This is a genomic window from Lysobacter zhanggongensis, assembly GCF_046638635.1.
Classification (GTDB): domain Bacteria; phylum Pseudomonadota; class Gammaproteobacteria; order Xanthomonadales; family Xanthomonadaceae; genus Novilysobacter; species Novilysobacter luteus.
In genome coordinates this window covers 1-21,869 of the sequence record NZ_JBJXHK010000026.1, presented here as the reverse complement: position 1 = coordinate 21,869, position 21,869 = coordinate 1, and the positions used below count along the sequence as shown (strand labels likewise).

34 protein-coding genes are annotated in these 21,869 nt (G+C 65.5%); 1 reads left to right on the top strand and 33 read right to left on the bottom strand.

Translation table 11 applies throughout. The features are described 5' to 3' along the window. Window positions 1-65: 65 nt before the first annotated feature. From ACKVMH_RS06625 to ACKVMH_RS06615, 3 genes are all read right to left on the bottom strand, one after another. The gene (locus tag ACKVMH_RS06625) at window positions 66-1,052 is read right to left on the bottom strand and encodes a malate dehydrogenase (protein WP_412699688.1); all 987 of its coding nucleotides are present in this window, start codon (window positions 1,050-1,052) and stop codon (window positions 66-68) included. Window positions 1,053-1,164: 112 nt separating this feature from the next. Then, entirely contained in the window at window positions 1,165-2,370 is a 1,206-nt protein-coding gene (locus ACKVMH_RS06620) for an aminotransferase class I/II-fold pyridoxal phosphate-dependent enzyme (protein ID WP_412699687.1), read from the bottom strand. A gap of 134 nt (window positions 2,371-2,504) precedes the next feature. Next, window positions 2,505-3,005: a peptidylprolyl isomerase gene (locus ACKVMH_RS06615; RefSeq protein ID WP_215218577.1), complete on the bottom strand. Its 501-nt coding sequence runs from the start codon at window positions 3,003-3,005 to the stop codon at window positions 2,505-2,507. A gap of 138 nt (window positions 3,006-3,143) precedes the next feature. Here ACKVMH_RS06615 and typA point away from each other — a divergent pair, with 138 nt between their 5' ends. Then, window positions 3,144-4,991 carry a translational GTPase TypA gene (gene typA / locus ACKVMH_RS06610; protein ID WP_215218578.1) on the top strand — a complete coding sequence of 616 codons (1,848 nt, stop codon included), beginning with the start codon at window positions 3,144-3,146 and terminating at the stop codon, window positions 4,989-4,991. Between the two features lie 87 nt (window positions 4,992-5,078). Here typA and ACKVMH_RS06605 read toward each other — a convergent pair whose 3' ends face one another. The 30 genes from ACKVMH_RS06605 to ACKVMH_RS06460 form a co-directional block, all read right to left on the bottom strand. After that, entirely contained in the window at window positions 5,079-6,467 is a 1,389-nt protein-coding gene (locus ACKVMH_RS06605) for a class II 3-deoxy-7-phosphoheptulonate synthase (protein ID WP_412699686.1), read from the bottom strand. A gap of 87 nt (window positions 6,468-6,554) precedes the next feature. After that, window positions 6,555-7,073, bottom strand: coding sequence for a disulfide bond formation protein B (locus tag ACKVMH_RS06600; RefSeq protein ID WP_412699685.1), 519 nt, complete (start codon window positions 7,071-7,073; stop codon window positions 6,555-6,557). 141 nt (window positions 7,074-7,214) lie between these two features. Then, the gene (gene rplQ, locus ACKVMH_RS06595) at window positions 7,215-7,589 is read right to left on the bottom strand and encodes a 50S ribosomal protein L17 (RefSeq protein WP_215218581.1); all 375 of its coding nucleotides are present in this window, start codon (window positions 7,587-7,589) and stop codon (window positions 7,215-7,217) included. Between the two features lie 204 nt (window positions 7,590-7,793). Further along, window positions 7,794-8,792 carry a DNA-directed RNA polymerase subunit alpha gene (locus ACKVMH_RS06590; protein WP_215218582.1) on the bottom strand — a complete coding sequence of 333 codons (999 nt, stop codon included), beginning with the start codon at window positions 8,790-8,792 and terminating at the stop codon, window positions 7,794-7,796. Window positions 8,793-8,848: 56 nt separating this feature from the next. Then, on the bottom strand, window positions 8,849-9,478 hold the full coding sequence (gene rpsD, locus ACKVMH_RS06585; protein WP_215218583.1) for a 30S ribosomal protein S4: 630 nt from the start codon (window positions 9,476-9,478) through the stop codon (window positions 8,849-8,851). A gap of 14 nt (window positions 9,479-9,492) precedes the next feature. After that, a complete protein-coding gene (gene rpsK / locus ACKVMH_RS06580; RefSeq protein WP_215218584.1) occupies window positions 9,493-9,885 on the bottom strand; it encodes a 30S ribosomal protein S11 in 393 nt (130 codons plus the stop codon). A gap of 10 nt (window positions 9,886-9,895) precedes the next feature. Next, window positions 9,896-10,252: a 30S ribosomal protein S13 gene (gene rpsM / locus ACKVMH_RS06575; RefSeq protein WP_215218585.1), complete on the bottom strand. Its 357-nt coding sequence runs from the start codon at window positions 10,250-10,252 to the stop codon at window positions 9,896-9,898. Between the two features lie 385 nt (window positions 10,253-10,637). Next, the gene (gene secY / locus ACKVMH_RS06570; protein WP_215218586.1) at window positions 10,638-11,987 is read right to left on the bottom strand and encodes a preprotein translocase subunit SecY; all 1,350 of its coding nucleotides are present in this window, start codon (window positions 11,985-11,987) and stop codon (window positions 10,638-10,640) included. Window positions 11,988-11,994: 7 nt separating this feature from the next. Next, window positions 11,995-12,438, bottom strand: coding sequence for a 50S ribosomal protein L15 (rplO, locus tag ACKVMH_RS06565; protein ID WP_215220375.1), 444 nt, complete (start codon window positions 12,436-12,438; stop codon window positions 11,995-11,997). Then, window positions 12,438-12,635, bottom strand: a complete 198-nt coding sequence (gene rpmD, locus ACKVMH_RS06560) for a 50S ribosomal protein L30 (protein WP_215218587.1) — start codon at window positions 12,633-12,635, stop codon at window positions 12,438-12,440. The genes rplO and rpmD overlap by 1 nt, the downstream gene beginning before the upstream one ends. Further along, window positions 12,628-13,161, bottom strand: coding sequence for a 30S ribosomal protein S5 (gene rpsE / locus ACKVMH_RS06555; protein ID WP_215218588.1), 534 nt, complete (start codon window positions 13,159-13,161; stop codon window positions 12,628-12,630). Before rpsE ends, rpmD begins: the two co-directional genes overlap by 8 nt. A 164-nt stretch (window positions 13,162-13,325) precedes the next feature. Beyond that, a complete protein-coding gene (gene rplR / locus ACKVMH_RS06550) occupies window positions 13,326-13,685 on the bottom strand; it encodes a 50S ribosomal protein L18 (protein ID WP_215220376.1) in 360 nt (119 codons plus the stop codon). 23 nt (window positions 13,686-13,708) lie between these two features. Next, complete coding sequence (gene rplF / locus ACKVMH_RS06545; protein WP_215218589.1) at window positions 13,709-14,236, bottom strand: 50S ribosomal protein L6; 528 nt, start codon at window positions 14,234-14,236, stop codon at window positions 13,709-13,711. Window positions 14,237-14,249: 13 nt separating this feature from the next. Continuing rightward, on the bottom strand, window positions 14,250-14,648 hold the full coding sequence (rpsH, locus tag ACKVMH_RS06540) for a 30S ribosomal protein S8 (protein WP_215218590.1): 399 nt from the start codon (window positions 14,646-14,648) through the stop codon (window positions 14,250-14,252). 151 nt (window positions 14,649-14,799) lie between these two features. After that, window positions 14,800-15,105: a 30S ribosomal protein S14 gene (gene rpsN, locus ACKVMH_RS06535; protein WP_215218591.1), complete on the bottom strand. Its 306-nt coding sequence runs from the start codon at window positions 15,103-15,105 to the stop codon at window positions 14,800-14,802. 15 nt (window positions 15,106-15,120) lie between these two features. Then, window positions 15,121-15,663, bottom strand: coding sequence for a 50S ribosomal protein L5 (rplE, locus tag ACKVMH_RS06530; RefSeq protein WP_215218592.1), 543 nt, complete (start codon window positions 15,661-15,663; stop codon window positions 15,121-15,123). 11 nt (window positions 15,664-15,674) lie between these two features. After that, entirely contained in the window at window positions 15,675-15,989 is a 315-nt protein-coding gene (gene rplX / locus ACKVMH_RS06525) for a 50S ribosomal protein L24 (protein ID WP_215218593.1), read from the bottom strand. A gap of 14 nt (window positions 15,990-16,003) precedes the next feature. Then, window positions 16,004-16,372 (bottom strand): 50S ribosomal protein L14, encoded by a 369-nt coding sequence (rplN, locus tag ACKVMH_RS06520; protein ID WP_031373826.1) that lies wholly within the window; start codon window positions 16,370-16,372, stop codon window positions 16,004-16,006. 15 nt (window positions 16,373-16,387) lie between these two features. Then, a complete protein-coding gene (rpsQ, locus tag ACKVMH_RS06515) occupies window positions 16,388-16,657 on the bottom strand; it encodes a 30S ribosomal protein S17 (protein ID WP_215218594.1) in 270 nt (89 codons plus the stop codon). Window positions 16,658-16,666: 9 nt separating this feature from the next. Further along, a complete protein-coding gene (rpmC, locus tag ACKVMH_RS06510) occupies window positions 16,667-16,852 on the bottom strand; it encodes a 50S ribosomal protein L29 (RefSeq protein WP_215218595.1) in 186 nt (61 codons plus the stop codon). Further along, window positions 16,852-17,265, bottom strand: a complete 414-nt coding sequence (gene rplP, locus ACKVMH_RS06505; RefSeq protein ID WP_215218596.1) for a 50S ribosomal protein L16 — start codon at window positions 17,263-17,265, stop codon at window positions 16,852-16,854. The genes rpmC and rplP overlap by 1 nt, the downstream gene beginning before the upstream one ends. Before the next feature lie 6 nt (window positions 17,266-17,271). Further along, a complete protein-coding gene (gene rpsC / locus ACKVMH_RS06500) occupies window positions 17,272-18,006 on the bottom strand; it encodes a 30S ribosomal protein S3 (protein WP_215218597.1) in 735 nt (244 codons plus the stop codon). A 3-nt stretch (window positions 18,007-18,009) separates the two neighbouring features. Further along, entirely contained in the window at window positions 18,010-18,345 is a 336-nt protein-coding gene (gene rplV, locus ACKVMH_RS06495) for a 50S ribosomal protein L22 (protein ID WP_215218598.1), read from the bottom strand. A 10-nt stretch (window positions 18,346-18,355) separates the two neighbouring features. Next, entirely contained in the window at window positions 18,356-18,622 is a 267-nt protein-coding gene (gene rpsS / locus ACKVMH_RS06490) for a 30S ribosomal protein S19 (protein WP_036212645.1), read from the bottom strand. 6 nt (window positions 18,623-18,628) lie between these two features. Further along, window positions 18,629-19,456, bottom strand: a complete 828-nt coding sequence (gene rplB / locus ACKVMH_RS06485; protein WP_215218599.1) for a 50S ribosomal protein L2 — start codon at window positions 19,454-19,456, stop codon at window positions 18,629-18,631. 11 nt (window positions 19,457-19,467) lie between these two features. Further along, the gene (gene rplW / locus ACKVMH_RS06480; RefSeq protein ID WP_036212652.1) at window positions 19,468-19,764 is read right to left on the bottom strand and encodes a 50S ribosomal protein L23; all 297 of its coding nucleotides are present in this window, start codon (window positions 19,762-19,764) and stop codon (window positions 19,468-19,470) included. Then, window positions 19,761-20,372, bottom strand: coding sequence for a 50S ribosomal protein L4 (gene rplD, locus ACKVMH_RS06475; protein WP_456307127.1), 612 nt, complete (start codon window positions 20,370-20,372; stop codon window positions 19,761-19,763). The genes rplW and rplD overlap by 4 nt, the downstream gene beginning before the upstream one ends. Further along, on the bottom strand, window positions 20,369-21,025 hold the full coding sequence (gene rplC / locus ACKVMH_RS06470; RefSeq protein WP_215218601.1) for a 50S ribosomal protein L3: 657 nt from the start codon (window positions 21,023-21,025) through the stop codon (window positions 20,369-20,371). Before rplC ends, rplD begins: the two co-directional genes overlap by 4 nt. Before the next feature lie 10 nt (window positions 21,026-21,035). Further along, window positions 21,036-21,347 (bottom strand): 30S ribosomal protein S10, encoded by a 312-nt coding sequence (gene rpsJ, locus ACKVMH_RS06465; protein ID WP_036212661.1) that lies wholly within the window; start codon window positions 21,345-21,347, stop codon window positions 21,036-21,038. A 397-nt stretch (window positions 21,348-21,744) separates the two neighbouring features. Further along, window positions 21,745-21,869 (bottom strand): EF-Tu C-terminal domain-related protein (locus ACKVMH_RS06460; protein ID WP_459167102.1); only part of this gene is annotated, 125 nt, incomplete at its 5' end.

The following is a 21,869-nucleotide window of genomic DNA, read 5'->3' as shown; positions in this document are numbered from 1 at the left end:
GAACCGGATACGGCGAAGGGCGGCCCAACGGGACCGCCCTCCGAGAACATACCGCCTGGTGCGGATCAGCCCAGCAGGTGGGCGACGCCCTCGCGCTCTTCCTCGAGCTCGGCCAGGGTCTTGTCCATGCGCTCGCGCGAGAACGCATCGATCTCCAACCCTGCGACGCGCTTGTACTCGCCGTTCTGGGTGGTCACCGGCACGCCGTAGATGATGCCCTCGGGGATGCCGTAGCTGCCGTCGGAAGGCACGCCCATGGTCACCCAGTCGCCGTTGCTGCCCAGCACCCAGTCGCGGATGTGGTCGATCGCGGCGTTGGCGGCCGACGCCGCCGACGACAGGCCGCGCGCCTCGATGATCGCCGCGCCACGCTTGCCGACCTTGGGGATGAACTCGTTGGAGTTCCAGTCGGCGTCGTTGACCTTGTCCTTCAGCGACGCGCCGTTGACGGTCGCGAAGCGGTAGTCGGGATACATGGTCGGGCTGTGGTTGCCCCACACCACCAGCTTCTTGATGTCGCCCACCGCAACGTCCGCCTTGTTGGCCAGCTGGCTCAGGGCGCGGTTGTGGTCCAGCCGCAGCATCGCGGTGAAGTTCTTCGCCTTCAGGTCCGGGGCGGACTTCATGGCGATGTAGGCATTGGTATTGGCCGGGTTGCCGACCACCAGCACCTTGACGTCGCGGCTGGCGACCTTGTTCAGCGCGGCGCCCTGGGCGGTGAAGATCTTGGCGTTCTCCAGCAGCAGGTCCTTGCGCTCCATGCCCGGGCCGCGCGGACGCGCGCCGACCAGCAGGGCGATGTCGGCGTCCTTGAACGCGACTTCGGCGTCGTCGGTGCCGACCATGCCGGCCAGCAGCGGGAACGCACAGTCCTCCAGCTCCATCATCACGCCCTTGAGCGCGGCCTGAGCCTTCTCCATCGGCAGCTCGAGCATCTGCAGGATCACCGGCTGGTCCTTGCCGAGCATCTCGCCGGAGGCGATACGGAACAGCAGGGAATAGCCGATCTGGCCGGCAGCGCCGGTAACGGCAACGCGGACGGGGGATTTCATGGTCGATCTCCGGGAACGTGTGGCGGTTGGATCGTCGTGCGCGGCGGATCGCCGCGCGCGGCCGTAATGCGAAGGCAGCCCCGTCGGCCAGTGGCCGGACGGGGCGCCGGCTTCAGCTCAGCTCGCTGAAGAATTCCTTGAAGCGTTCGATGCCGGGCGCCAGCTGTGGCGTCGGGCAGGTGTAGCTGATGCGCAGTGCGCGCGGCTCGCCGAATGCCGAGCCCGGCACGCAGGCAACACCCTTGGCCTCCAGCAGCACGCTGCAGAACTCGACGTCGTTGCCGACCACCTTGCCGGTCGGCCCATGGGTCTTGCCGAACGCGCAGCTGATGTCGGGGAACACGTAGAACGCACCCTGCGGCCGCGGGCAGACCACGCCGGGGATCGAGTCCATCACCGCCATGACCTGGTCGCGCTTGGCCTGGAACTCCGCGCACTTGGCGTCGGGCACGTCCTGCGGGCCGGACAGCGCGGCGGTGGCGGCGGCATTGACCACTTCGGGCAGGCTGGTGATGTGGTTGGAGTTCATGGTCACCACGGCCTGGGCCACCACTTCCGGGCCAGCCATGAAGCCGACGCGCCAGCCGGGCATGCCGTAGGTCTTGGACAGCGAGTCGACGAAGATCACGCGGTCCTTCAGCTCCGGGCGGCAATGCACGAAGTTGTGGTACCCCACGCCGTCGAACACCATCCGGTTGTAGATGTCGTCGGTGATGATCCAGGTGTCCGGATACTTGGCGATGACGTCCGCCAGTGCCGCGATCTCGTCCCTGCCGTAGACCATGCCGGTCGGGTTGGACGGGTTGTTGAACAGGAACACCCGCGGCTTCTTTGCCAGCGCGGCGTCGAGCTGGACCGGGGTGAGCTTGTAGTCCTGCTCCGGCGGGCACGGAAGCAGGTCGACCTTGGCATCGACGATCTCGGCGATGTCGAGGTAGCTGGTCCAGTACGGGGTCGGGAAGGCGATCGTGTCGCCCTCGTCCAGCAGTGCTTCGGCCAGGTTGTAGAGCACGTGCTTGGCGCCCACGCCGGTGGCGAGGTTGGCCCTGGTGTATCCGGTCAGCCCGATCTTTTCGATGTGCTGCAGGAACGCATCGAGCATCGCGTCGGCGCCGCGGTTGCTGCCGTACTGGCCGCTGTCGTGCTCCAGCGCCTCGCGGGCGGCCTGGTAGACGTGCTCGCCCGGCAGGAAGTTCGGAACGCCGATCGAGAAGCTGATGATGTCGCGGCCTTCTGACTTCAGGCGCTTGGCCTTCTCGGCAATCTGCATGATCGCGCTGGGCTTGGCGCGACCGATGCGCCGGGCGAGCTGGGGCATCTTGGTGACCTCGGGTGGGGGTGGTCGGATGGCCGCGATCCGCGGCCGGTCAGCCGCGAAATGGTACCACGTGAAACTAATTCGGCCCGGGGGTGGCCGGGCCGAAAAGTACCCCGTTGGGGCGCGCGACGGCTTTACTTGCCGGCGTCGAGGGTCTTGTTCCAGTCGGCCACGCGATCGGCCTTGGCGGCGATGGCGGCATCGACGTCGCCCTCGAGCTTCACCGACTTGATCTTGTCGCCCTGCTTGATGCTGTCGACCACGTCCATGCCTTCGAGCACCTTGCCGAACACGGTGTGCTTGCCGTTCAACCACGGGCACGGCACGTGGGTGATGAAGAACTGGCTGCCGTTGGTGCCCGGGCCCGCGTTGGCCATCGAGAGGACGCCGCGGTCATGGGACAGGCCGTTGGAGGTCTCGTCCTCGAAACGGTAGCCCGGACCGCCGGTGCCGGTGCCCTGCGGGCAGCCGCCCTGGACCATGAAATCGTTGATCACGCGGTGGAAGTTGAGGCCGTCGTAGAAGCCGCGCTGGGCCAGGTTGGCGAAGTTGGCCACGGTCAGCGGGGCCTTCTCGGGCTCCATCTGGATGCGGATCGGACCGCGGTCGGTGTCGAAAGTGGCGATCAGGCTCATGGGGGATGCTCCGGTGGAAGATGAATGCGTCGACCGCCAAGGATACCCCAGCGCCAGGCGACCGCCGTTCGGGCGGACCTTTTCTATATACTGGCCGACTTCCTTTCAAAAAGAGCCGCGCCCCAGGCGCCCTTCCGCATGTCCATCGAACGCCTGCGCAACATCGCCATCGTCGCCCACGTCGACCACGGCAAGACCACCCTCGTCGACCAGCTGCTCAAGCAGTCCGGCACCCTCAACGAGCGCACGGTCCTGTCCGAGCGCGTGATGGACAGCGGCGACATCGAGAAGGAGCGTGGCATCACGATCCTCTCGAAGAACACCGCGATCCGCTGGACCGACCCGAAGACCGGCGAGACCTGGCGCATCAACATCGTCGACACCCCCGGGCATGCCGACTTCGGCGGCGAGGTCGAGCGCGTGCTGTCGATGGTCGACTCGGTCCTGATCTTGGTCGACGCGATGGACGGGCCGATGCCGCAGACCCGCTTCGTCACCCAGAAGGCCTTCGCGATGGGCTTCAAGCCGATCGTGGTGGTCAACAAAGTCGACCGCCCGGGCGCGCGCGCCAGCTGGGTGCTGGACCAGACATTCGACCTGTTCGACCGCCTGGGTGCCACCGACGACCAGCTCGACTTCACCACCGTCTACGCCTCCGGCCTGCAGGGCTACGCGGGCATGGACGAGAGCGTGCGCGACGGCGACATGACCCCGCTGTTCGAAGCCATCTGCCAGCACGTGCCGGCGCCTGACGTCGACCCCGACGGCCCGTTCCAGATGCGCGTGACCTCGCTGGACTACAACAGCTACGTCGGCATGATCGGCGTCGGCCGCATCCAGCGCGGCAAGGTCAAGACCAACCAGCAGGTCACCGTGATCGACCGCGAGGGCAAGACCCGCAACGGCAAGGTGCTGCAGGTGCTCGGCTTCATGGGTCTTGAGCGGATCGAAGTGCCAGAGGCCAGCGCCGGCGACATCATCGCGTTCTCCGGCATCGACCCGCTTGGCATCTCCGACACCCTGTGCGACCCCTCCGCGGTCGAGCAACTGCCGGTCCTGACCGTCGACGAGCCGACCATCTCGATGACCTTCCAGGTCAACGATTCGCCGTTCGCCGGGGTCAAGGACCGCAGTGGCGGCAAGTTCCTGACGTCGCGCCAGTTGCGTGACCGCCTGACCCGCGAGACCGCCCACAACGTCGCGCTGAAGGTCGAGGACACCGCCGATGCCGACAAGTTCAAGGTCAGCGGCCGTGGCGAACTGCACCTGTCGATCCTGATCGAGAACATGCGCCGCGAGGGCTACGAGCTGGCGGTGTCGCGTCCGGAAGTAATCATCCGCGAGATCGACGGCAAGCTGCAGGAGCCGTTCGAGCAGCTGGTGGTGGACATGGAGGAGCAGTTCCAGGGCGGCGTGATGGGCCGGCTGGGCGAGCGCAAGGCACTGCTGCAGAACATGGAGCCCGACGGCAAGGGCCGCGTGCGACTGGAGTTCCTCATCCCGGCGCGTGGCCTGATCGGTTTCCAGACCGAGTTCCGCACGCTGACCGCCGGTACCGGCCTGCTGTTCCACGTCTTCGACCACTACGCCCCGAAGATGGAGGGCGAAATCGGCCAGCGCCAGAACGGCGTGCTTATCTCCAACGGCACCGGTCCGTCGCCAGCGTACGCGCAGATCGCGATGCAGGAGCGCGGCCGGCTGTTTATCGAGCCGGGCGAGGAGATCTACGAGGGCCAGATCGTCGGCATCAACTCCAAGGACAACGACCTGACCGTCAATGCCCTGCGCGGCAAGCAGCTGACCAACTTCCGTGCCTCCGGCACCGACAAGGACGAAGGGCTGATCCCGCCGATCAAGCTGTCGCTGGAGCAGGCGCTGGAGTTCATCGACGACGACGAGCTGGTCGAGGTCACGCCCAAGCAGATCCGCCTGCGCAAGAAGCACCGCACCGAGAACGACCGCAAGCGCGCCAGCCGCGGCGCCTGACGGACGCAATGCTTGGACCCCGGTCGCTGGGGGCCAGGCATGAAAAAGCCGCCCAACCGGGCGGCTTTTTTGTGGGTCACGTCCGGACTAGCCGCAAGCCGCCAGCGTGGCCTGCTTGCGCACGATCAGCATCGCCACTTCCAGCGACTGCTCGTAGTTCAACCGCGGGTCGACGGTCGAGCGATACGCGCGCTCCAGGTCGGTTTCGGTGAGGTCGCGGGCACCACCCATGCATTCGGTGACATCCTCGCCGGTCAGCTCCAGGTGCACGCCACCCAGCCGCGTGCCCGCCGCCGCATGCAGGTCGAAGGCCTGCTCCAGTTCGCTGCCGATGTTGGAGAACCGCCGGGTCTTGTAACCGTTGGCGGTACCCTCGGTGTTGCCGTGCATCGGGTCGCACACCCACAGCACGCGGCGGCCGTCGCGGCGCACCGCGTCCAGCAGCGGCGGCAGGCGCTCGGCGATCGCGGCCGCGCCCATCCGGTGGATGAAGGTCAGGCGCCCCGGTTCGTCGTCGGGGTTGAGCAGGTCGATCGTGCGCAGCAGCTGGTCGGCGCTGACCGACGGGCCGACCTTCAGCGCAATCGGATTGCGGATGCCGCGGAAATACTCGACGTGGGCGCCGTCGATCGCGGCCGTTCGCATGCCGATCCACGGGAAGTGGGTGCCCAGGTTGAACCAGCCCCAGTGGCGCGGGACCTGTCGCGTCAATGCCGCCTCATAGGGCAGCAGCAACGCCTCGTGCGAGGTGTAGAAGTCGACCCGGTTGAGGTTGTGCACCTCCGAGCCCGAGAGCGTCTCCATGAACCGCACCGCATCGCCGATCGCCTCGACCATCTCCCGGTATTCGTCCGCCAGCGGCGAGTGGCCAACCCAATTGAGGTCCCAGTACTCCGGGTGGTGCAGATCGGCAAAGCCACCGTCGATGAGGGCGCGGACAAAGTTCATCGTCATCGCCGAGCGCGCGTGCGCCTTGACCATACGACGCGGGTCCGGTCGCCGCGCGTCGGCGTCGAACGCGGGCGCGTTGACCATGTCGCCGCGGTAACTGGGCAGGGTCAGGCCGCCGATCGTCTCGGTGTCGGCGCTGCGCGGCTTGGCGTACTGGCCGGCGAACCGCCCTACCCTGACCACCGGCTTGCGCAGGCCGTGCACGAGCACCAGGCTCATCTGCAGCAGGACCTTGAGCCGGTTGGACACCACCTCGGACGAACACGCGTCGAAGGTCTCGGCGCAGTCCCCGCCCTGCAACAGGAAGCGTTTACCTTCCTGGGCCTCGGCCAGCTGCTGGCGCAGCGCCAGGATCTCCCACGACGTGACCAGCGGCGGCAGCGACTTCAGCTCGCCGAGCACCGCTTCCAGCTCGACCGGATCGGGATAGGTCGGCAGTTGCGCCGCGGGCCGCGCCCGCCAGGAGTCGACGCTCCAGTCAGCGGGGAGGTTCACGGGTTGCAGGTTGCGGTCGCGGGTGGGCATTGGCACTTCGATCGTGATTGCATGTCAGCCCATCATGATCTGCGCCACATGCACGCAGCGCAATGGGCGCGACTGCCAGAGCCCCGGTCAGCGCCGTCGAGCCACCCCGCGTCGGGTGAACGCGGCGAAGGCCGCCCACGCCGCCAACAGCACGAACCAGACCAGGCTCCACGCCGGCATCGACAGGCCGAGGAACGCCCAGTCGACGTTGGCGCATTCGCCCGAGCCGGTCATGACCTTGCGGATGACGCCACTGACGGGCATCACGTCGAGCATGTAGTCCAGGCCGGGGCCACAGGCGGGCACCTGGTCCGGCGGCAGGTGCTGCAGCCGCACGTGGTTGCCGGCCACCGCGATTCCGACCAGCGATGCCAACAGTGCGAGCACGCCATAGATACGTCGCCCCACCGCCCCAGGCGCGTGCAGGCCACCGACCAGGAACACCATGCCCAGCGCCGCGAACGCCACCCGCTGGAAGATGCACAGCGGACACGGCAGCAGGCCGCCGTAGAACTGGGTGTACAACGCGTAGGCAATCAGGGCGACGCAGGCAGTAAACCCCAGCAGGAACCGGGCGCGGAAGGTGGTTTCGGGCAAGGTCGTCATGGGGCGACAAGATACGGGGCGGACGCTGCGATGCAAAGCATTCCGCGCCGCGCGTGCGGGTGCCGCTTGAACGAAAAAGCCCCGGCATGGCCGGGGCTTTTACGACGACCGCGGGGGCGAACCACCCGCCGCCGGGCAGACTTACTCCGCAGCAGCCTGCGGGCGGTCAACCAGTTCGACGTAGGCCATCGGCGCATTGTCGCCAGCGCGGAAGCCGCACTTGAGGATGCGCAGGTAGCCACCCGGACGCTCGCTGTAACGCGGGCCGAGTTCGACGAACAGCGTGCCGACGGCTTCCTTGTCGCGCAGGCGCGAGAAGGCGAGACGACGGTTGGCGACGCTGTCCTTCTTGGCCAAGGTGATCAGCGGCTCGGCAACGCGACGCAGCTCCTTGGCCTTGGGCAGGGTGGTACGGATGGCACCGTGCTTGATGATCGACGCTGCCATGTTGGAGAACATCGCATCGCGGTGGGCACTGGTGCGGCTGAATTTGCGGCCGGACTTTTGGTGGCGCATGGGTCTGATTCCTGATGAATGCTGGAGCTGTTGGACGTCGTTGTCGCCATCATGGCGTTGGAGGCTTGGACTGCGGATGGTCCTGGCCGGCCATCCCTGACCGACGGCGCCGTGGGCTTCAGACCCATCGACGCGTGTGTTTCAACTGCTGCTGCGTTGCGCGGACCCCCGCCGGAGCGGGGATCCGTGTTGTTACTTACCGGCTCAGCCCATCATGCCGTGCGAGGCAATCCCCGCCGGCGGCCAGTTCTCGAGCTTCATGCCGAGCGAAAGGCCGCGCTGGGCGAGGACTTCCTTGATCTCGGTGAGCGACTTCTTGCCGAGGTTCGGCGTCTTGAGCAGTTCGACTTCGGTCTTCTGGATCAGATCGCCGACGTAGTAGATGCTCTCGGCCTTGAGGCAGTTGGCCGAACGCACGGTCAGCTCCAGGTCGTCGATCGGGCGCAGCAGGATCGGGTCGACCCCGTTGCTGGCCGGCTTCGCCGCACCGCGGTCGCGGTGGGTGAAGTCGCCGAACACCGACAGCTGGTCACTGAGGATGTCGGCGGCGGTGCGCACGGCTTCCTCGGCGTCGATCGTGCCGTTGGTCTCGATGTCGATCACGAGCTTGTCGAGGTCGGTGCGCTGCTCGACGCGGGCGGCTTCGACGGCGTAGGCGACGCGACGAACCGGGCTGAAGCTGGCATCCAGCATCAGGCGGCCGATCGAACGGGTCTCCTCGTCGGGGCGGCGACGCGCGGCGGCCGGCTGGTAGCCGTAGCCACGCTCGATCTTGAGCCGCATGTTCAGCGCCGTGTCCTTGGTCAGATGGGCGATGACATGCTCACCGTTGAGGATCTCGACGTTGTGGTCGGTCTTGATATCGGCCGCGGTGACGATGCCGGGACCCTGCTTGGCCAGCGAGAGCGTCGCCGACTCGCCGGTGTGCATGCGGATCGCGACGTCCTTGAGGTTGAGCAGGACTTCGAGCACGTCCTCCTGCAGCCCCTCGACCGTGGTGTACTCGTGCAGCACGCCGTCGATCTCGACTTCGGTGATGGCGAAGCCGGGGATCGAGGACAGCAGCACGCGACGCAGCGCGTTGCCGAGGGTGTGGCCGTAGCCGCGCTCGAGCGGCTCGATCACGACCTTCGCGCGGTTGCCTGCGAGGCGTTCGATCTGGGGACCGCGGGGACGCAGTACCTGATTGGCGGTAACCGTCATGTTGTGGGGTCTCCTGCGAGCTTCCGACCGGGGCCGGGAAGCTCAAGAACAGTGGATTACTTCGAGTAGAGCTCGATGATCAACGCTTCGTTGATATCGGCCGGCAGGTCGGTGCGGTCCGGCACCGCCTTGAACACGCCGGCGAACTTCTTCGAGTCGACTTCGATCCACGATGGCGACAGGTCCATCTGCTGCGCGACGGTCAGCGACTCCTGGACGCGGAGCTGCTTCTGGGCACGCTCGGACAGCGCGACCGCATCGCCGGCCTTGACCTGGTACGACGGCAGGTTGACCGGCTTGCCGTTGACGGTGACGCCACGGTGCGACACCAGCTGGCGCGCGGCCGGCCGGGTCACCGCGAAGCCCATGCGGTAGACGACGTTATCCAGGCGGGTTTCCAGCAGCTGCAGCAGGATCTCGCCCGTGTTGCCGCGCTTGGCGGCCGCCTTCTTGTAGTAGTTGCGGAACTGACGCTCCAGCAGGCCGTAGATACGCTTGACCTTCTGCTTCTCGCGCAGCTGGTTGGCGTAATCGGACAGCTTGCCGCGACGGGCGACGGGACCGTGCTGGCCGGGCTTCTGCTCCAGCTTGCACTTCGAATCAAGCGCCCGGGCCGGCGACTTCAGGCCGAGGTCGACACCTTCGCGGCGCGAGAGCTTGCACTTGGGACCAATATAACGAGCCATGGTTCTTCAGCTCCTCAGACGCGACGCTTCTTCGGCGGGCGGCATCCGTTGTGCGGGATGGGCGTCACGTCGATGATGTTGATGATCTTGTAGCCGACGTTGTTCAGCGAACGAACGGCGGACTCCCGACCCGGACCCGGGCCCTTGATGCGCACTTCCAGCGACTTCACGCCGTAGTCGAGGGCGGCCTTGCCGGCCTTCTCCGCGGCGACCTGGGCAGCGAACGGGGTCGACTTGCGCGAGCCGCGGAAACCCGCGCCACCCGAAGTCGCCCACGACAGTGCATTGCCCTGGCGGTCGGTGATCGTGATGATGGTGTTGTTGAACGAAGCGTGGACGTGGGCGATGCCGTCGGTCACGACGCGCTTGATCTTCTTCTTCGTCTTGGCTTGTGCTGGCTTGGCCATTGTTTACCCCTTACTTCCTGATGGCCTTGCGCGGACCCTTGCGGGTGCGTGCATTGGTCTTGGTGCGCTGGCCGCGCAGCGGGAGGCCACGACGATGACGCAGGCCGCGATAGCTGCCCAGGTCCATCAGACGCTTGATCGCCATGCCGATTTCGCGGCGAAGGTCGCCCTCGACGACGAACTTGCCGATCTCGGCGCGCAGCGCTTCGACTTCCGGCTCGGAAAGGTCGCGGATCTTGGTCGACGAATTGACGCCGGCCGACTCGCAGACCTTCTTGGAACGGGTACGGCCGATGCCGTAGATGCTTTGCAGCCCGACCCAGACGTGCTTCTGGGCAGGCAGGTTGACGCCCGCAATACGCGCCATAACGCGATCTCCAACTGGTTTGGCCGCCGGGTCCTGACAACCCGGCTGGAGGAACACTCGACAGAGTGAATCAGAAATTGTAACAAGGTCTCGGGTTCATAGGAAGCGCGCCGCGCCAAGGCGCGACGTGCCACGGCATGGGGAGTGTGCCCATGCTCCGGCGACGGATCGGGACTGCCAGACGGCAACGGTGTCAGCCGTCGCCCCCGAGCACCGCGCGCTACTCTGGCGCGCGGACCGGTCCAGACCCACCCGCGCGCGAGACATCGCACGGGTCGCCCTGCTGGAAGCCGGGAGCTGTGCCCGGCATTCCGATACAACGTTCGCGCCACCGGGTTTTGCCGGGGCGCAGGTGCCGGCGACAAGTCGCCGGACACCGGTCAGATCAGCGGCCTGCCCGCGAACCCTTCAGGTTCGCCTTTTTCAGCAGGCTCTCGTACTGGTGGGACATCAAGTGCGCCTGGATTTGCGCAATGAAGTCCATCACCACCACCACCACGATCAGAAGCGATGTGCCGCCGAAGTAGAACGAAATCCCCATCTGGCTGCGCATCACCTCCGGCAGCAGGCAGACAAGTACCAGGTAGGCGGCGCCCGCGGCGGTGAGGCGGGTAAGCACCGCGTCCACGTAGTCGGCGGTCGCCTTGCCGGGACGGATGCCCGGGATCAGGGCGCCCGACTTCTTCAGGTTGTCGGCGGTTTCCTGTGAGTTGAACACCAGAGCCGTGTAGAAGAACGCGAAGCCTGCGATCAGCCCGCCGTACAGGATCATGTGCAGCGGCTCGCCCGGGCTCAGCCACTGGCTGACCTGCAGCATCTTAGAGGAAGCGTCGCCCTGGCCGAACCACGCGGCCGCGGTGGCCGGGAACATCACGATGCTCGAGGCGAAGATCGGCGGGATCACGCCCGACATGTTGAGCTTGAGCGGCAGGAAGGACGACTGGTTCATGTACGCGCTGCGGCCACCCTGGCGGCGTGCGTAGTTGACCGTGATCCGGCGCTGGCCGCGCTCGACGAAGACCACGAAGTAGGTGACCGCCAGCACGATCGCGACGATCGCGAGCGCCAGCAGCGTGCTCATCTCACCGTTGCGGACCTGCTCGAACATGCCGATGGCGGCCGACGGGAGACCGGCCACGATGCCGGCGAAGATGATCAACGAAACGCCGTTGCCGATGCCGCGCTCGGTTACCTGCTCACCCAGCCACATCAGGAACATGGTGCCAGCGGTCAGCGAGATGACCGCGGTCAGGATGAAGCCCACGCCGGGGCTGTACACCACCGGGATGCCCTGGCTGGCCCCACCGGCCTGAAGCGCGGTGGCGATGCCCCACGCCTGGAACACCGCCAGCGGGATCGCGCCCATGCGCGACCACTGGTTAATCTTGCGACGGCCCGACTCGCCCTCTTTCTGGATCGCCTTCATGCTGGGCACCATCTGCACCAGCAACTGCATGATGATCGAGGACGAGATGTACGGCATCACGTTGAGCGCGAACAGGCTGAAGCGCTCCAGCGCACCACCGGAGAACATGTTGAACATGTCCACGATGGTGCCTTCCTGGGTCTCCATCAGCCGCAGCATCGCTTCGGGATTGACCCCCGGCACCGGGATGTAGCAACCGATGCGATAGACGATCAATGCGCCGATCACGAACAGCAGGCGCTGGCGGAGCTCGGTGAACTTGCCGAGCCCGCCGCCCATGCCGGCCATTGCGTTGCCGCTTCGCGCCATGCCCGGATTACTCCTCGACCTTGCCGCCAGCCGCTTCGATCGCGGCCTTGGCACCGGCCGTGGCCAGCAGGCCCTTCAGCACAAACTTCTTGCTGAGCTCGCCCTTTGCCACGATCTTGGCCCGCTTGGCAGTGCTGTGCACCAGCTTGGCGGCGCGCAGCGCGGCGAAGTCGATGTCACCGGCGTCCAGCTTGTCGAGCTGGTACAGCATGACCTCGGCAGTATCGCCGGCGGTCTTGCTGCGGAAGCCGATCTTCGGCAGGCGCATGTGCATCGGCATCTGGCCGCCTTCGAAGCCGGCCTTGATCTTGCCCTTGCCCGAGCGCGCGAACGAACCCTTGTGGCCGCGGCCGGCGGTCTTGCCCAGGCCCGAACCGATACCGCGACCGACGCGGGTGCGCTCGGTGCGGGCGCCGTCAGCCGGCTTGAGAGTGTTGAGACGCATGATGATTACTCCTCGACCCGGACCAGGTAGTGGACCTTGTTGATCAGGCCCCGCACCTGCGGGCTGTCCTTAAGTTCGCGTACGTCGTTGAGCTTGTTGAGCCCGAGCGCCTTCACCGACAGGCGGTGACGCGCCTGGCTTCCGCGCAGGCCCTTGACCAGACGCACCTTGACGGTGCCGCCGCTATTTTCAGTCTTAGCCATTGATCAGATCCTCGACCTTCTTGCCGCGCTTGGCCGCGATCTTGGCCGGCGAGTGCATTTCCGTCAGGCCGCGCAGGGTCGCGCGCACCAGATTGATCGGGTTGCGCGAGCCGACCGCCTTGGCCAGCACGTCCTTAACGCCGACCGCCTCGAGCACGGCGCGCATCGCGCCACCGGCGATGACGCCAGTACCCTCGGAAGCAGGCTGCATGTACACACGCGCCGCGCCGTGGCCGGACTTCACCGAGTGCCACAAGGTGCCGCCATTGAGCTCGACGTTGCTCATGCTCTTGCGGGCGTATTCCATCGACTTCTGGATCGCGACCGGCACTTCGCGCGCCTTGCCGTAGCCGAAGCCGACCTTGCCGGCGCCGTCACCCACCACCGTCAGCGCGGTGAAGGTGAACTGGCGGCCACCCTTGACGGTCTTGCTGACGCGGTTGACCGCGATCAGCTTCTCGATCATGCCGTCATCGATTTCCTCACGGTTGCGGTCACGCCCCCGCGATTCACGTTCGTTAGCCATTTCAGTTCCTGGATGTTGGGTAGGTTTGCTTGCGGCTTGGCCGCTTATGGTTGTGTAGTAGTTCGGTCGTGCCGCAGGGACGGAAACCCGTCACAAGCGTCCGGCGCAGGCCGCGCCGGCAGCTGGAACCGGCGCGCGGAGCCGAAGCCCCACGCACCCGGACATCAGAACTGCAGGCCACCCTCTCGGGCGGCGTCGGCAAGCACCTTGATGCGGCCGTGGTAGCGGTAGCCCGAGCGGTCGAACGCGACCTTCTCGATGCCGGCCGCCTTGGCCTTCTCGGCGATCGCCTTGCCTACCTTGGCGGCGGCGTCGGCGTTCTTGCCGTTCTTCAGGCCATCCTTCACGTCGGACTGGGTGGTCGAGGCGGCAGCCAGGACCTTCGAGCCGTCGGCGGTGAAGACCTGGGCGTACAGGTGCTGGCCAGTGCGCAGCACCGACAGGCGCGGCACACCGAGTTCGCGGATGTGCGCACGGGTCGACTTGGCGCGGCGCAGGCGGGCGATGTTCTTGTTCATTGTCAGGTCCTCGAAAGCTGAAAGCCGGGTTAGGCCTTCTTGGCTTCCTTGCGAATGATGTTCTCGCCGGCGTACTTAACGCCCTTGCCCTTGTAGGGCTCCGGCGGACGGAAACCGCGAATCTTGGCAGCCACTTCGCCGACGCGCTGCTTGTCGGCACCGGCCACGACCACTTCGGTCTGGGTCGGGGTGGTGATCGTGATGCCCTCGGGGGTCTTGAACAGGACCGGGTGGGAGAAACCCAGCGACAGGTTCAGGTCCTTGCCCTGCATCGCGGCGCGGTAGCCGACGCCGACCAGCTCGAGCTTGCGCTCGAAGCCTTCGGACACGCCGTGCACCATGTTCGCGACGATCGCGCGCAGGGTTCCGGTCAGCGGAACCAGCGACGGCTCGTTGGCCGACAGCTGCGCGTGGCCGTCCTCGATGACGATGGCGATACCGGCCGGCTTGGCGATCGACAGGGTGCCCTTGGGCCCCTTGACGGTCACATTCTCGGGCTGGACGTTCAGTTCGACACCCTTGGCCAGGGCGATCGGCTTCTTGGCAACTCGGGACATGGTCGTTACTCCCTTAGGCCACGAAGCACAGGACTTCACCGCCGACGCCCTGCTGGCGCGCCTGCGCATCGGTCATGATGCCCTTGGACGTGGAAATGATGGCGACGCCGAGGCCACCGAGCACCTTCGGCAGATCGTCCTTGCCGCGGTACTGGCGCAGGCCCGAACGCGAGAAGCGCTTGAGCTGCTCGATGACCGGCTTGCCTTCGTAGTACTTGAGCTCGATCTCGAGCTCGCTCTTGCCGGCGCCGACCTCGGTCACGCGCGAACCGAGGATGTAGCCCTCGTCCTGCAGGACCTTGGCGATGGACACCTTGATCTTGGAAGACGGCATCTTCACCGTCGGCTTGCCGACCGCGGCCGCATTGCGAATGCGGACGAACATGTCGGCGATGGGATCAGTCATGCTCATGTGTGATTCCTGATGAGTGCACCGATATCCGCTATAGCGAATTCAGTTGTGACGCCACGGCCGGGCGGCCGTGGCGTTTTGGCATTGCGAGCCGACTAGTCTATCAGACTTGGCCGGCCCTGGGCCAACACGGGCGCGGGGCCCGCTTGACTTACCAGCTGGCCTTACGCAGGCCCGGCACGTCGCCGCGCATGGTGGCTTCGCGCAGCTTGTTGCGGCCAAGGCCGAACTTCTGGTACACGCCGCGCGAACGGCCGGTCATGGCGCAACGGTTGCGCTGGCGGCTCGGGGAAGAGTCGCGCGGCAGCTTCTGCAGCTTGACCACGGCCTCTTCCTTCTCCTCATACGAGGCGGTCGGGCTGGCGATGACCTTCTTCAGCTCTTCGCGCTTGGCGGCGTACTTCGCCGCCAGCTTGGCCCGCTTCACCTCGCGGTTGATCATGGACGACTTGGCCATGTATTGATCCTCGGGTCAGTTGCGGAACGGGAAGCGGAAGGCTTCCAGCAGGGCGCGCGCCTCGGCGTCGCTCTTCGCGGTGGTGGTGATCGCGATGTCCATGCCGCGCAGCGCGTCGACCTGGTCGTAATCGATTTCCGGGAAGATGATCTGTTCCTTGACGCCCATGTTGTAGTTGCCACGGCCGTCGAACGCCTTGCCCGACACGCCGCGGAAGTCGCGGACGCGCGGCAGCGAGACGTTGATCAGGCGGTCGAGGAACTCGAACATCTTCTGGCGACGCAGAGTCACCTTGCAGCCGATCGGCCAGCCATCGCGGATCTTGAACGAGGCCACGGAAACGCGGCTCTTGGTCACGATCGGCTTCTGGCCGGAGATCTTGGTCATGTCGGCGACCGCATTCTCCAGGATCTTCTTGTTGGTGGCCGCCTCACCCACACCCATGTTCAGGGTGATCTTGGTGATGCGCGGCACCTCCATTGGATTCTTGTAGCCGAACTTCGCCGTCAGCGAGGGAACGACCTCTTCCTTGTAGAACTTTTCAAGCCGGGTGTTCATTTCAGCATTCCTCAGGCGTCGACCGCCTCACCGCTGGAGCGGAACACACGCAGTTTGCGTCCATCCTCCAGCACCTTGATGCCAACGCGCTCGCCCTTGCCGGTGGCCGGGTTGAAGAGCATCACGTTGGAGATATGGATCGGCGCCTCACGCTCGATCACGCCGCCGGGCTGGCCCAGCTGCGGGTTGGGCTTGGTGTGGCGCTTGATGATGTTGACGTTGGACACGACGACCTTGTCGCCGGCCACGCGCACCACATCACCCTTCTTGCCCTTGTCCTTGCCGGCGGTCACGACGACCTGGTCGCCTTTCTTGATACGGTTCATGTCGGTTCCTCCGCTCAGAGCACTTCAGGTGCGAGCGAGACGATCTTCATGAACTTCTCGGAACGCAGCTCACGGGTCACGGGCCCGAAGATGCGGGTGCCGATCGGCTCATGCTTGTTGTTGAGCAACACCGCGGCGTTGCCATCGAAGCGGATCAGCGAGCCGTCCGGGCGACGGACGCCCTTGCGGGTGCGGACCACGACGGCGTCATAGACGTCGCCCTTCTTCACCTTGCCCCGCGGGATCGCATCCTTGACGGTGACCTTGATGATGTCGCCAATGTGCGCGTAACGGCGCTTGGAGCCGCCGAGCACCTTGATGCACATCACTTCCTTCGCACCGGAGTTGTCGGCCACGCCGAGGTAGCTTTGCATCTGGATCATGGTTCAGCCTCCTCGTTATTCGGCCGCGCGGCTGACGATCTCAACCACGCTCCAGTTCTTGGTCTTGGACATCGGGGCGACTTCGCGCACCCGGACGACGTCGCCTTCGTTGCAGGCATTGTCTGCATCGTGCGCGTGGAGCTTGGACGAGCGGCGGATGTACTTGCCGTACAGCGCGTGCTTGACCTGGCGCTCGACGAGCACGGTGACGGTCTTGTCCATCTTGTTGCTGACCACGCGTCCTTCGACCGTGCGCAGCGCCTTCTCTGTATTGTTGTCGGTCATGGCGGGTCCTTACTTCTTCTGACCCAGCAGGGTGTTGACGCGAGCGATCTCGCGGCGCACCCGGCGGGCCTCGTGGGTCTTGGCGAGCTGGCCAGTGGCCTTCTGCATGCGGAGGGCGAAGCTCTCCTTATGCAGCTCGGTCAGGTGGGCCTGGAGCTCGTCAGCCGACTTTTCACGCAGTTGCTTGAGTTCCATCAGCGCACCGTCCGGGTAACGAAAGTTGTGGTCACCGAGAGCTTGGCCGCGGCAAGGCGGAACGCCTCGCGCGCCACGTCCTCACCCACGCCCTCGATCTCGTAGATCATCCGGCCGGGCTGGATCTGCGCGACCCAGTACTCGACGTTGCCCTTGCCGGAGCCCATTCGGACTTCGATCGGCTTCTTGGTGATCGGCTTGTCGGGGAACACGCGGATCCACATCTTGCCGCCACGCTTGACGTAGCGGCTGATGGACCGGCGCGCGGCCTCGATCTGGCGCGCGGTGATCTGGCCGTGGGCGGTCGCCTTCAGGCCGTACTCGCCGAAGCTGACGGCGTTGCCGCTCCATGCCAGGCCGTCGTTGCGGCCCTTGTGCATCTTGCGGTATTTGGTTCGCTTGGGTTGCAACATGGTCGGTTACCTCGATTCACGCGGCGGACGCGGGCCACGGTCGCGACGGTCGCCGCGGTCACCGCGGTCGCCACGCGGGCTATCGTCCTGCTTTTCCTGGCCGACCTGGGAGAAATCGAAGATCTCGCCCTTGTAGACCCAGACCTTGATGCCGATGATCCCGTAGGTCGTCTTGGCTTCGGCAAAGCCGTAGTCGATATCGGCGCGGAGGGTATGCAGCGGCACGCGGCCTTCGCGGTACCACTCCGAACGCGCGATCTCGGCGCCGTTGAGGCGGCCGGCGACGTTGACCTTGATGCCCAGCGCGCCCAGGCGCATCGCATTGCCCACTGCGCGCTTCATTGCGCGGCGGAACATGATGCGGCGCTCGAGCTGCTGCGCGATCGACTCGGCGACCAGCTGCGCGTCGAGCTCGGGCTTGCGGACCTCGGTCACGTTGATGTGCGCCGGGACGCCCATCATGTCGCTGACTTCCTTGCGCAGCTTGTCGATGTCCTCGCCACGCTTGCCGATCACCACGCCCGGACGGGCGGTGTGGATCGTCACGCGGGCGTTGTTGGCCGGACGCTCGATGAAGATCTTGGAGATGCCTGCCTGGGCAAGCTTCTTGCGCAGCATCTCGCGGACCTTCAGGTCGGCCGCGAGGTACTCGGCGTACTGCTTCTTGCCGGCGAACCACTTCGAGTTCCAGTCCTTGGAAATGCCAAGGCGGATGCCGATCGGATGAACTTTATGACCCATGAGTTACTTCCCCTCGCCGACGACGACGGTGATATGGCTGGTGCGCTTGAGGATGCGGGTACCGCGTCCCTTCGCACGGGCCATGAAACGCTTCAGCGTCGGACCTTCGTCGACCATGATGGTCTTGACCTTGAGCTCGTCGATGTCGGCACCCTGGTTGTTCTCGGCGTTGGCGATGGCCGACTCGACGACCTTGCGGATCATCGCGGCGGCTTTCTTGTCCGAGAACTTGAGCAGGTTGACGGCACGCTCGGCGCTCAGGCCACGGACCTGGTCAGCGACCAGGCGGGCCTTCTGCGGCGAGATGCGCGCGGTGCGCAGGATTGCTTTCGCTTCCATGGTCATCTCCTTAGCGGCTCTTCTTGTCGGCCACGTGACCCTTGAACGTACGGGTCAGGGCGAACTCGCCGAGCTTGTGGCCAACCATGTTCTCGTTGACCAGCACGGGGATGTGGTTGCGACCGTTGTGCACGGCGATGGTGAAACCCACCATCTCCGGCAGAACCATCGAGCGACGCGACCAGGTCTTGATCGGCTTCTTGTTGTTGGCCGCAGCCTCCACCTTCTTGATGAGATGGTGGTCGACGAACGGGCCCTTCTTGAGTGAACGTGCCATGGCCGATTAGCTCCTACGATCGCGCACGATGAACTGCTGGGTGCGCTTGTTCTTGCGGGTCTTGTAACCCTTGGTCGGAACGCCCCACGGGGTGACCGGATGCGGGTTGCCCTGGCCGGCCTTGGCCTCACCACCACCGTGCGGGTGGTCGACGGGGTTCATCGCCGCGCCGCGGACGGTCGGGCGAACACCACGCCAACGCTTGGCACCGGCCTTGCCGAGCTTCTCGAGGTTGTGCTCGACGTTGCCGACTTCACCGATGGTGGCGCGGCACTCGACCGGCACCTTGCGCATCTCGCCGGAGCGGAGGCGCAGCGTGGCGTAGCCCTGCTCGCGAGCGACCAACTGCACGCCGGCGCCGGCGGCACGCGCCAGCTGGGCGCCCTTGCCGGGCTTCATCTCGATGCAGTGGACGGTCGAACCAACCGGGATGTTGCTCAGCGGCAGGGTGTTGCCCACGCGGATCGGGGCGTCACGGCCGGCAATCACCTGGTCGCCATCCTTCAGGCCCTTGGGCGCGATGATGTAACGACGCTCGCCATCGACGTAGCACAGCAGGGCGATGTGGGCAGTGCGGTTGGGATCGTATTCGATCCGCTCCACGCGCGCCGGGATGCCTTCCTTGTTGCGCTTGAAATCGATGATGCGGTAGTGCTGCTTGTGGCCACCACCGATGTGGCGGGTGGTGATCCGGCCATGGTGGTTGCGACCGCCGGTCTTGCTCTTCTTCTCGAGGAGCGGAGCGTGCGGGGCGCCCTTGTGCAGGCCCGGGGTCACCACGCGGACCGCGGAACGGCGGCCGGGCGAGGTGGGTTTGAAAGTCATCAATGCCATGGGTCTAGTCCTCAGGCCTTGGCCATCACGTCGATCGACTGGCCTTCAGCCAGCTTCACGTACGCCTTGCGCCAGTCGGCGCGGCGGCCCATGCGGAACTTGAAGGCCTTGGACTTGCCCTTCACGTTGACCACGTTGACTGCCTCGACCTTGACGTCGAACAGCTTCTCCACGGCGACCTTGATGTCGGCCTTGGTAGCAGTCGTCGCCACTTCGAAGACGTATTGGTTGGAAACTTCCTGCAGGCGCGCGGTCTTTTCGGACACACGCGGCGCACGGATCACGTTGTAGAGCTTGGCGTCGTTCATGCCAGCCACTCCTCGATCTTCTTGACCGCATCGGCGGTGACCACGACCGAGTCGGCGCCAACCAGCGCGACCGGATCCAGGCCCTGCACGTCGCGGACTTCGACATACGGCAGGTTGCGCGCCGAGAGGTACAGGTTCTCGGTGGCATCCTCGGTGACCAGCAGCGGACGGCGACCCGCACCAAGGTCCTTGAGCATGGAGATCATGCCCTTGGTCTTCGGCGACTCGATGTCCAGCGACTCCACGACCATGATGCGGCCCTGGCGGTTGAGCTCGGACAGGATCGCGGCCATCGCGGCGCGGTACATCTTGCGGTTGACCTTCTGCGCGAAGCTGCGCGGCTTGGCCGCGAAGGTCACGCCACCACCGACGAAGATCGGAGCGGTCAGGGCGCCGTGACGTGCACCGCCACCCTTCTGCTTCTTCGACTTCTTGGTGGTGCCGGCGACTTCCGAGCGGGTCTTCTGCGCCTTGGTGCCGGCACGGCCGGCATTGCGGTACGCGACCACGACCTGGTGGACCAGGTCCTCGCTGAACTCGCGGCCGAAGATCTCGTCGGACACCGACACGGTCTTGCTGCTGTTATTGATGGCAAGTTCCATCGTCATACTCCCTTGCTCGACGGGCGGACGATCACGTCACCGCCCGGCGCGCCCGGCACTGCGCCGCGGATGGCGATCAGGCCGCGCTCTGCGTCGACCTTCACCACCTGCAGGCCCTGGGTGCTCTGCTGGACCGAGCCCATGTGGCCGGACATCTTCTTGCCCGGGAACACGCGACCGGGGGTCTGGCGCTGACCGATCGAACCCGGGGAACGATGCGACAGCGAGTTACCGTGGGTGGCGTCGCCCATGCGGAAGTTCCAGCGCTTGATCGTGCCCTGGAAGCCCTTGCCCTTGGTCACGCCCTGGACGTCAACGACCTGGCCGGCCTCGAAGATGTCGGCGCGGATCTCGCCGCCAACCTCGAAGTCGCCGATCTTGTCGTCGGCCACGCGGAACTCCCACAGGCCACGGCCGGCGTCGACCTTGGCCTTGGCCAGGTGGCCCGCCTCGGGCTTGTTGACCAGCGCGGCGCGCTTGACGCCGACGGTCACCTGCACCGCGCTGTAGCCGTCGGTATCGGTGGTCTTGATCTGGGTGATGCGGTTCGGGGTCGCCTCGATCAGCGTCACCGGGACGGACTTGCCGTCTTCGGTGAAGAACCGGCTCATGCCGGCCTTGCGACCGACGATGCCCAGCGAATACTTCTTCGCAGTCATGTGGTTGGCCTCAGGTCAGCTTGATCTGGACGTCGACGCCTGCCGCGAGCTCGAGCTTCATGAGCGCGTCCACGGTCTTGTCGTTGGGGTCGACGATGTCGAGCACGCGCTTGTGCGTGCGGGTCTCGTACTGGTCGCGCGCGTCCTTGTCGACGTGCGGCGAGGTGAGAATGGTGTAGCGCTCGATCTTGGTCGGCAGCGGGATCGGGCCACGCACTTGCGCGCCGGTCCGCTTGGCCGTTTCGACGATCTCGCTGGCCGAGCGGTCGATCAGACGATGATCGTACGCCTTCAGCCGAATCCGGATCTTCTGGTCCGCCATGACGGTGTTCCTTGGTTAAAAGAGCGACGGGCCGACGACTGGTTGCGCCGAACCCCGGTGGAATGCATTCCGGCCAGACCGCGCCGGCGTCCTTCAAAAATCAAGGCAGGCCGGTTTCCCGGCCCGCCCAGACGGAATCTAAGAACGCATGAAGCCGCCATTGGCCGGAAACCGGGCCAGGCAGCACCATGCGACATATCCCTGTCTGGCGAAGACGAGGTGCTTCCTGCCCCTCATTTCGCTGGTTCGCGGGCCTGCATGTTCATGAGGCCCACGGTGGTCGCGCATTCTAACGGGTTTCCAGAACACAGTGCAAGCACCTGCCTGGAAACGACCGCCGCCAAGCGAACCTGGCGGCGGATGGAGCATTCAACCCGGGCGCTGGCCCGGATCGGCATTACTTGATGATCTTGGAGACCACGCCGGCGCCGACGGTACGGCCGCCTTCGCGGATCGCGAAGCGCAGGCCTTCGTCCATGGCGATCGGGTTGATCAGCGAGACGACCATCTTCACGTTGTCGC

Excerpts from the sequence above, each read along its gene's own strand:
- ACKVMH_RS06625 (WP_412699688.1), bottom strand. The coding sequence starts at position 1,052 with ATGAAATCCCCCGTCCGCGTTGCCGTTACCGGCGCTGCCGGCCAGATC.
- ACKVMH_RS06620 (WP_412699687.1), bottom strand. The coding sequence starts at position 2,370 with ATGCCCCAGCTCGCCCGGCGCATCGGTCGCGCCAAGCCCAGCGCGATC.
- ACKVMH_RS06615 (WP_215218577.1), bottom strand. The coding sequence starts at position 3,005 with ATGAGCCTGATCGCCACTTTCGACACCGACCGCGGTCCGATCCGCATC.
- typA (WP_215218578.1), top strand. The coding sequence starts at position 3,144 with ATGTCCATCGAACGCCTGCGCAACATCGCCATCGTCGCCCACGTCGAC.
- ACKVMH_RS06605 (WP_412699686.1), bottom strand. The coding sequence starts at position 6,467 with ATGCCCACCCGCGACCGCAACCTGCAACCCGTGAACCTCCCCGCTGAC.
- ACKVMH_RS06600 (WP_412699685.1), bottom strand. The coding sequence starts at position 7,073 with ATGACGACCTTGCCCGAAACCACCTTCCGCGCCCGGTTCCTGCTGGGG.
- rplQ (WP_215218581.1), bottom strand. The coding sequence starts at position 7,589 with ATGCGCCACCAAAAGTCCGGCCGCAAATTCAGCCGCACCAGTGCCCAC.
- ACKVMH_RS06590 (WP_215218582.1), bottom strand. The coding sequence starts at position 8,792 with ATGACGGTTACCGCCAATCAGGTACTGCGTCCCCGCGGTCCCCAGATC.
- rpsD (WP_215218583.1), bottom strand. The coding sequence starts at position 9,478 with ATGGCTCGTTATATTGGTCCCAAGTGCAAGCTCTCGCGCCGCGAAGGT.
- rpsK (WP_215218584.1), bottom strand. The coding sequence starts at position 9,885 with ATGGCCAAGCCAGCACAAGCCAAGACGAAGAAGAAGATCAAGCGCGTC.
- rpsM (WP_215218585.1), bottom strand. The coding sequence starts at position 10,252 with ATGGCGCGTATTGCGGGCGTCAACCTGCCTGCCCAGAAGCACGTCTGG.
- secY (WP_215218586.1), bottom strand. The coding sequence starts at position 11,987 with ATGGCGCGAAGCGGCAACGCAATGGCCGGCATGGGCGGCGGGCTCGGC.
- rpmD (WP_215218587.1), bottom strand. The coding sequence starts at position 12,635 with ATGGCTAAGACTGAAAATAGCGGCGGCACCGTCAAGGTGCGTCTGGTC.
- rpsE (WP_215218588.1), bottom strand. The coding sequence starts at position 13,161 with ATGGCTAACGAACGTGAATCGCGGGGGCGTGACCGCAACCGTGAGGAA.
- rplF (WP_215218589.1), bottom strand. The coding sequence starts at position 14,236 with ATGTCCCGAGTTGCCAAGAAGCCGATCGCCCTGGCCAAGGGTGTCGAA.
- rpsH (WP_215218590.1), bottom strand. The coding sequence starts at position 14,648 with ATGAGCATGACTGATCCCATCGCCGACATGTTCGTCCGCATTCGCAAT.
- rpsN (WP_215218591.1), bottom strand. The coding sequence starts at position 15,105 with ATGGCCAAGTCGTCCATGATCAACCGCGAGGTGAAGCGGGCCAAGCTG.
- rplE (WP_215218592.1), bottom strand. The coding sequence starts at position 15,663 with ATGAACACCCGGCTTGAAAAGTTCTACAAGGAAGAGGTCGTTCCCTCG.
- rplX (WP_215218593.1), bottom strand. The coding sequence starts at position 15,989 with ATGAACCGTATCAAGAAAGGCGACCAGGTCGTCGTGACCGCCGGCAAG.
- rplN (WP_031373826.1), bottom strand. The coding sequence starts at position 16,372 with ATGATCCAGATGCAAAGCTACCTCGGCGTGGCCGACAACTCCGGTGCG.
- rpsQ (WP_215218594.1), bottom strand. The coding sequence starts at position 16,657 with ATGACCGACAACAATACAGAGAAGGCGCTGCGCACGGTCGAAGGACGC.
- rpmC (WP_215218595.1), bottom strand. The coding sequence starts at position 16,852 with ATGGAACTCAAGCAACTGCGTGAAAAGTCGGCTGACGAGCTCCAGGCC.
- rplP (WP_215218596.1), bottom strand. The coding sequence starts at position 17,265 with ATGTTGCAACCCAAGCGAACCAAATACCGCAAGATGCACAAGGGCCGC.
- rpsC (WP_215218597.1), bottom strand. The coding sequence starts at position 18,006 with ATGGGTCATAAAGTTCATCCGATCGGCATCCGCCTTGGCATTTCCAAG.
- rplV (WP_215218598.1), bottom strand. The coding sequence starts at position 18,345 with ATGGAAGCGAAAGCAATCCTGCGCACCGCGCGCATCTCGCCGCAGAAG.
- rpsS (WP_036212645.1), bottom strand. The coding sequence starts at position 18,622 with ATGGCACGTTCACTCAAGAAGGGCCCGTTCGTCGACCACCATCTCATC.
- rplB (WP_215218599.1), bottom strand. The coding sequence starts at position 19,456 with ATGGCATTGATGACTTTCAAACCCACCTCGCCCGGCCGCCGTTCCGCG.
- rplW (WP_036212652.1), bottom strand. The coding sequence starts at position 19,764 with ATGAACGACGCCAAGCTCTACAACGTGATCCGTGCGCCGCGTGTGTCC.
- rplD (WP_456307127.1), bottom strand. The coding sequence starts at position 20,372 with ATGACGATGGAACTTGCCATCAATAACAGCAGCAAGACCGTGTCGGTG.
- rplC (WP_215218601.1), bottom strand. The coding sequence starts at position 21,025 with ATGACTGCGAAGAAGTATTCGCTGGGCATCGTCGGTCGCAAGGCCGGC.
- rpsJ (WP_036212661.1), bottom strand. The coding sequence starts at position 21,347 with ATGGCGGACCAGAAGATCCGGATTCGGCTGAAGGCGTACGATCATCGT.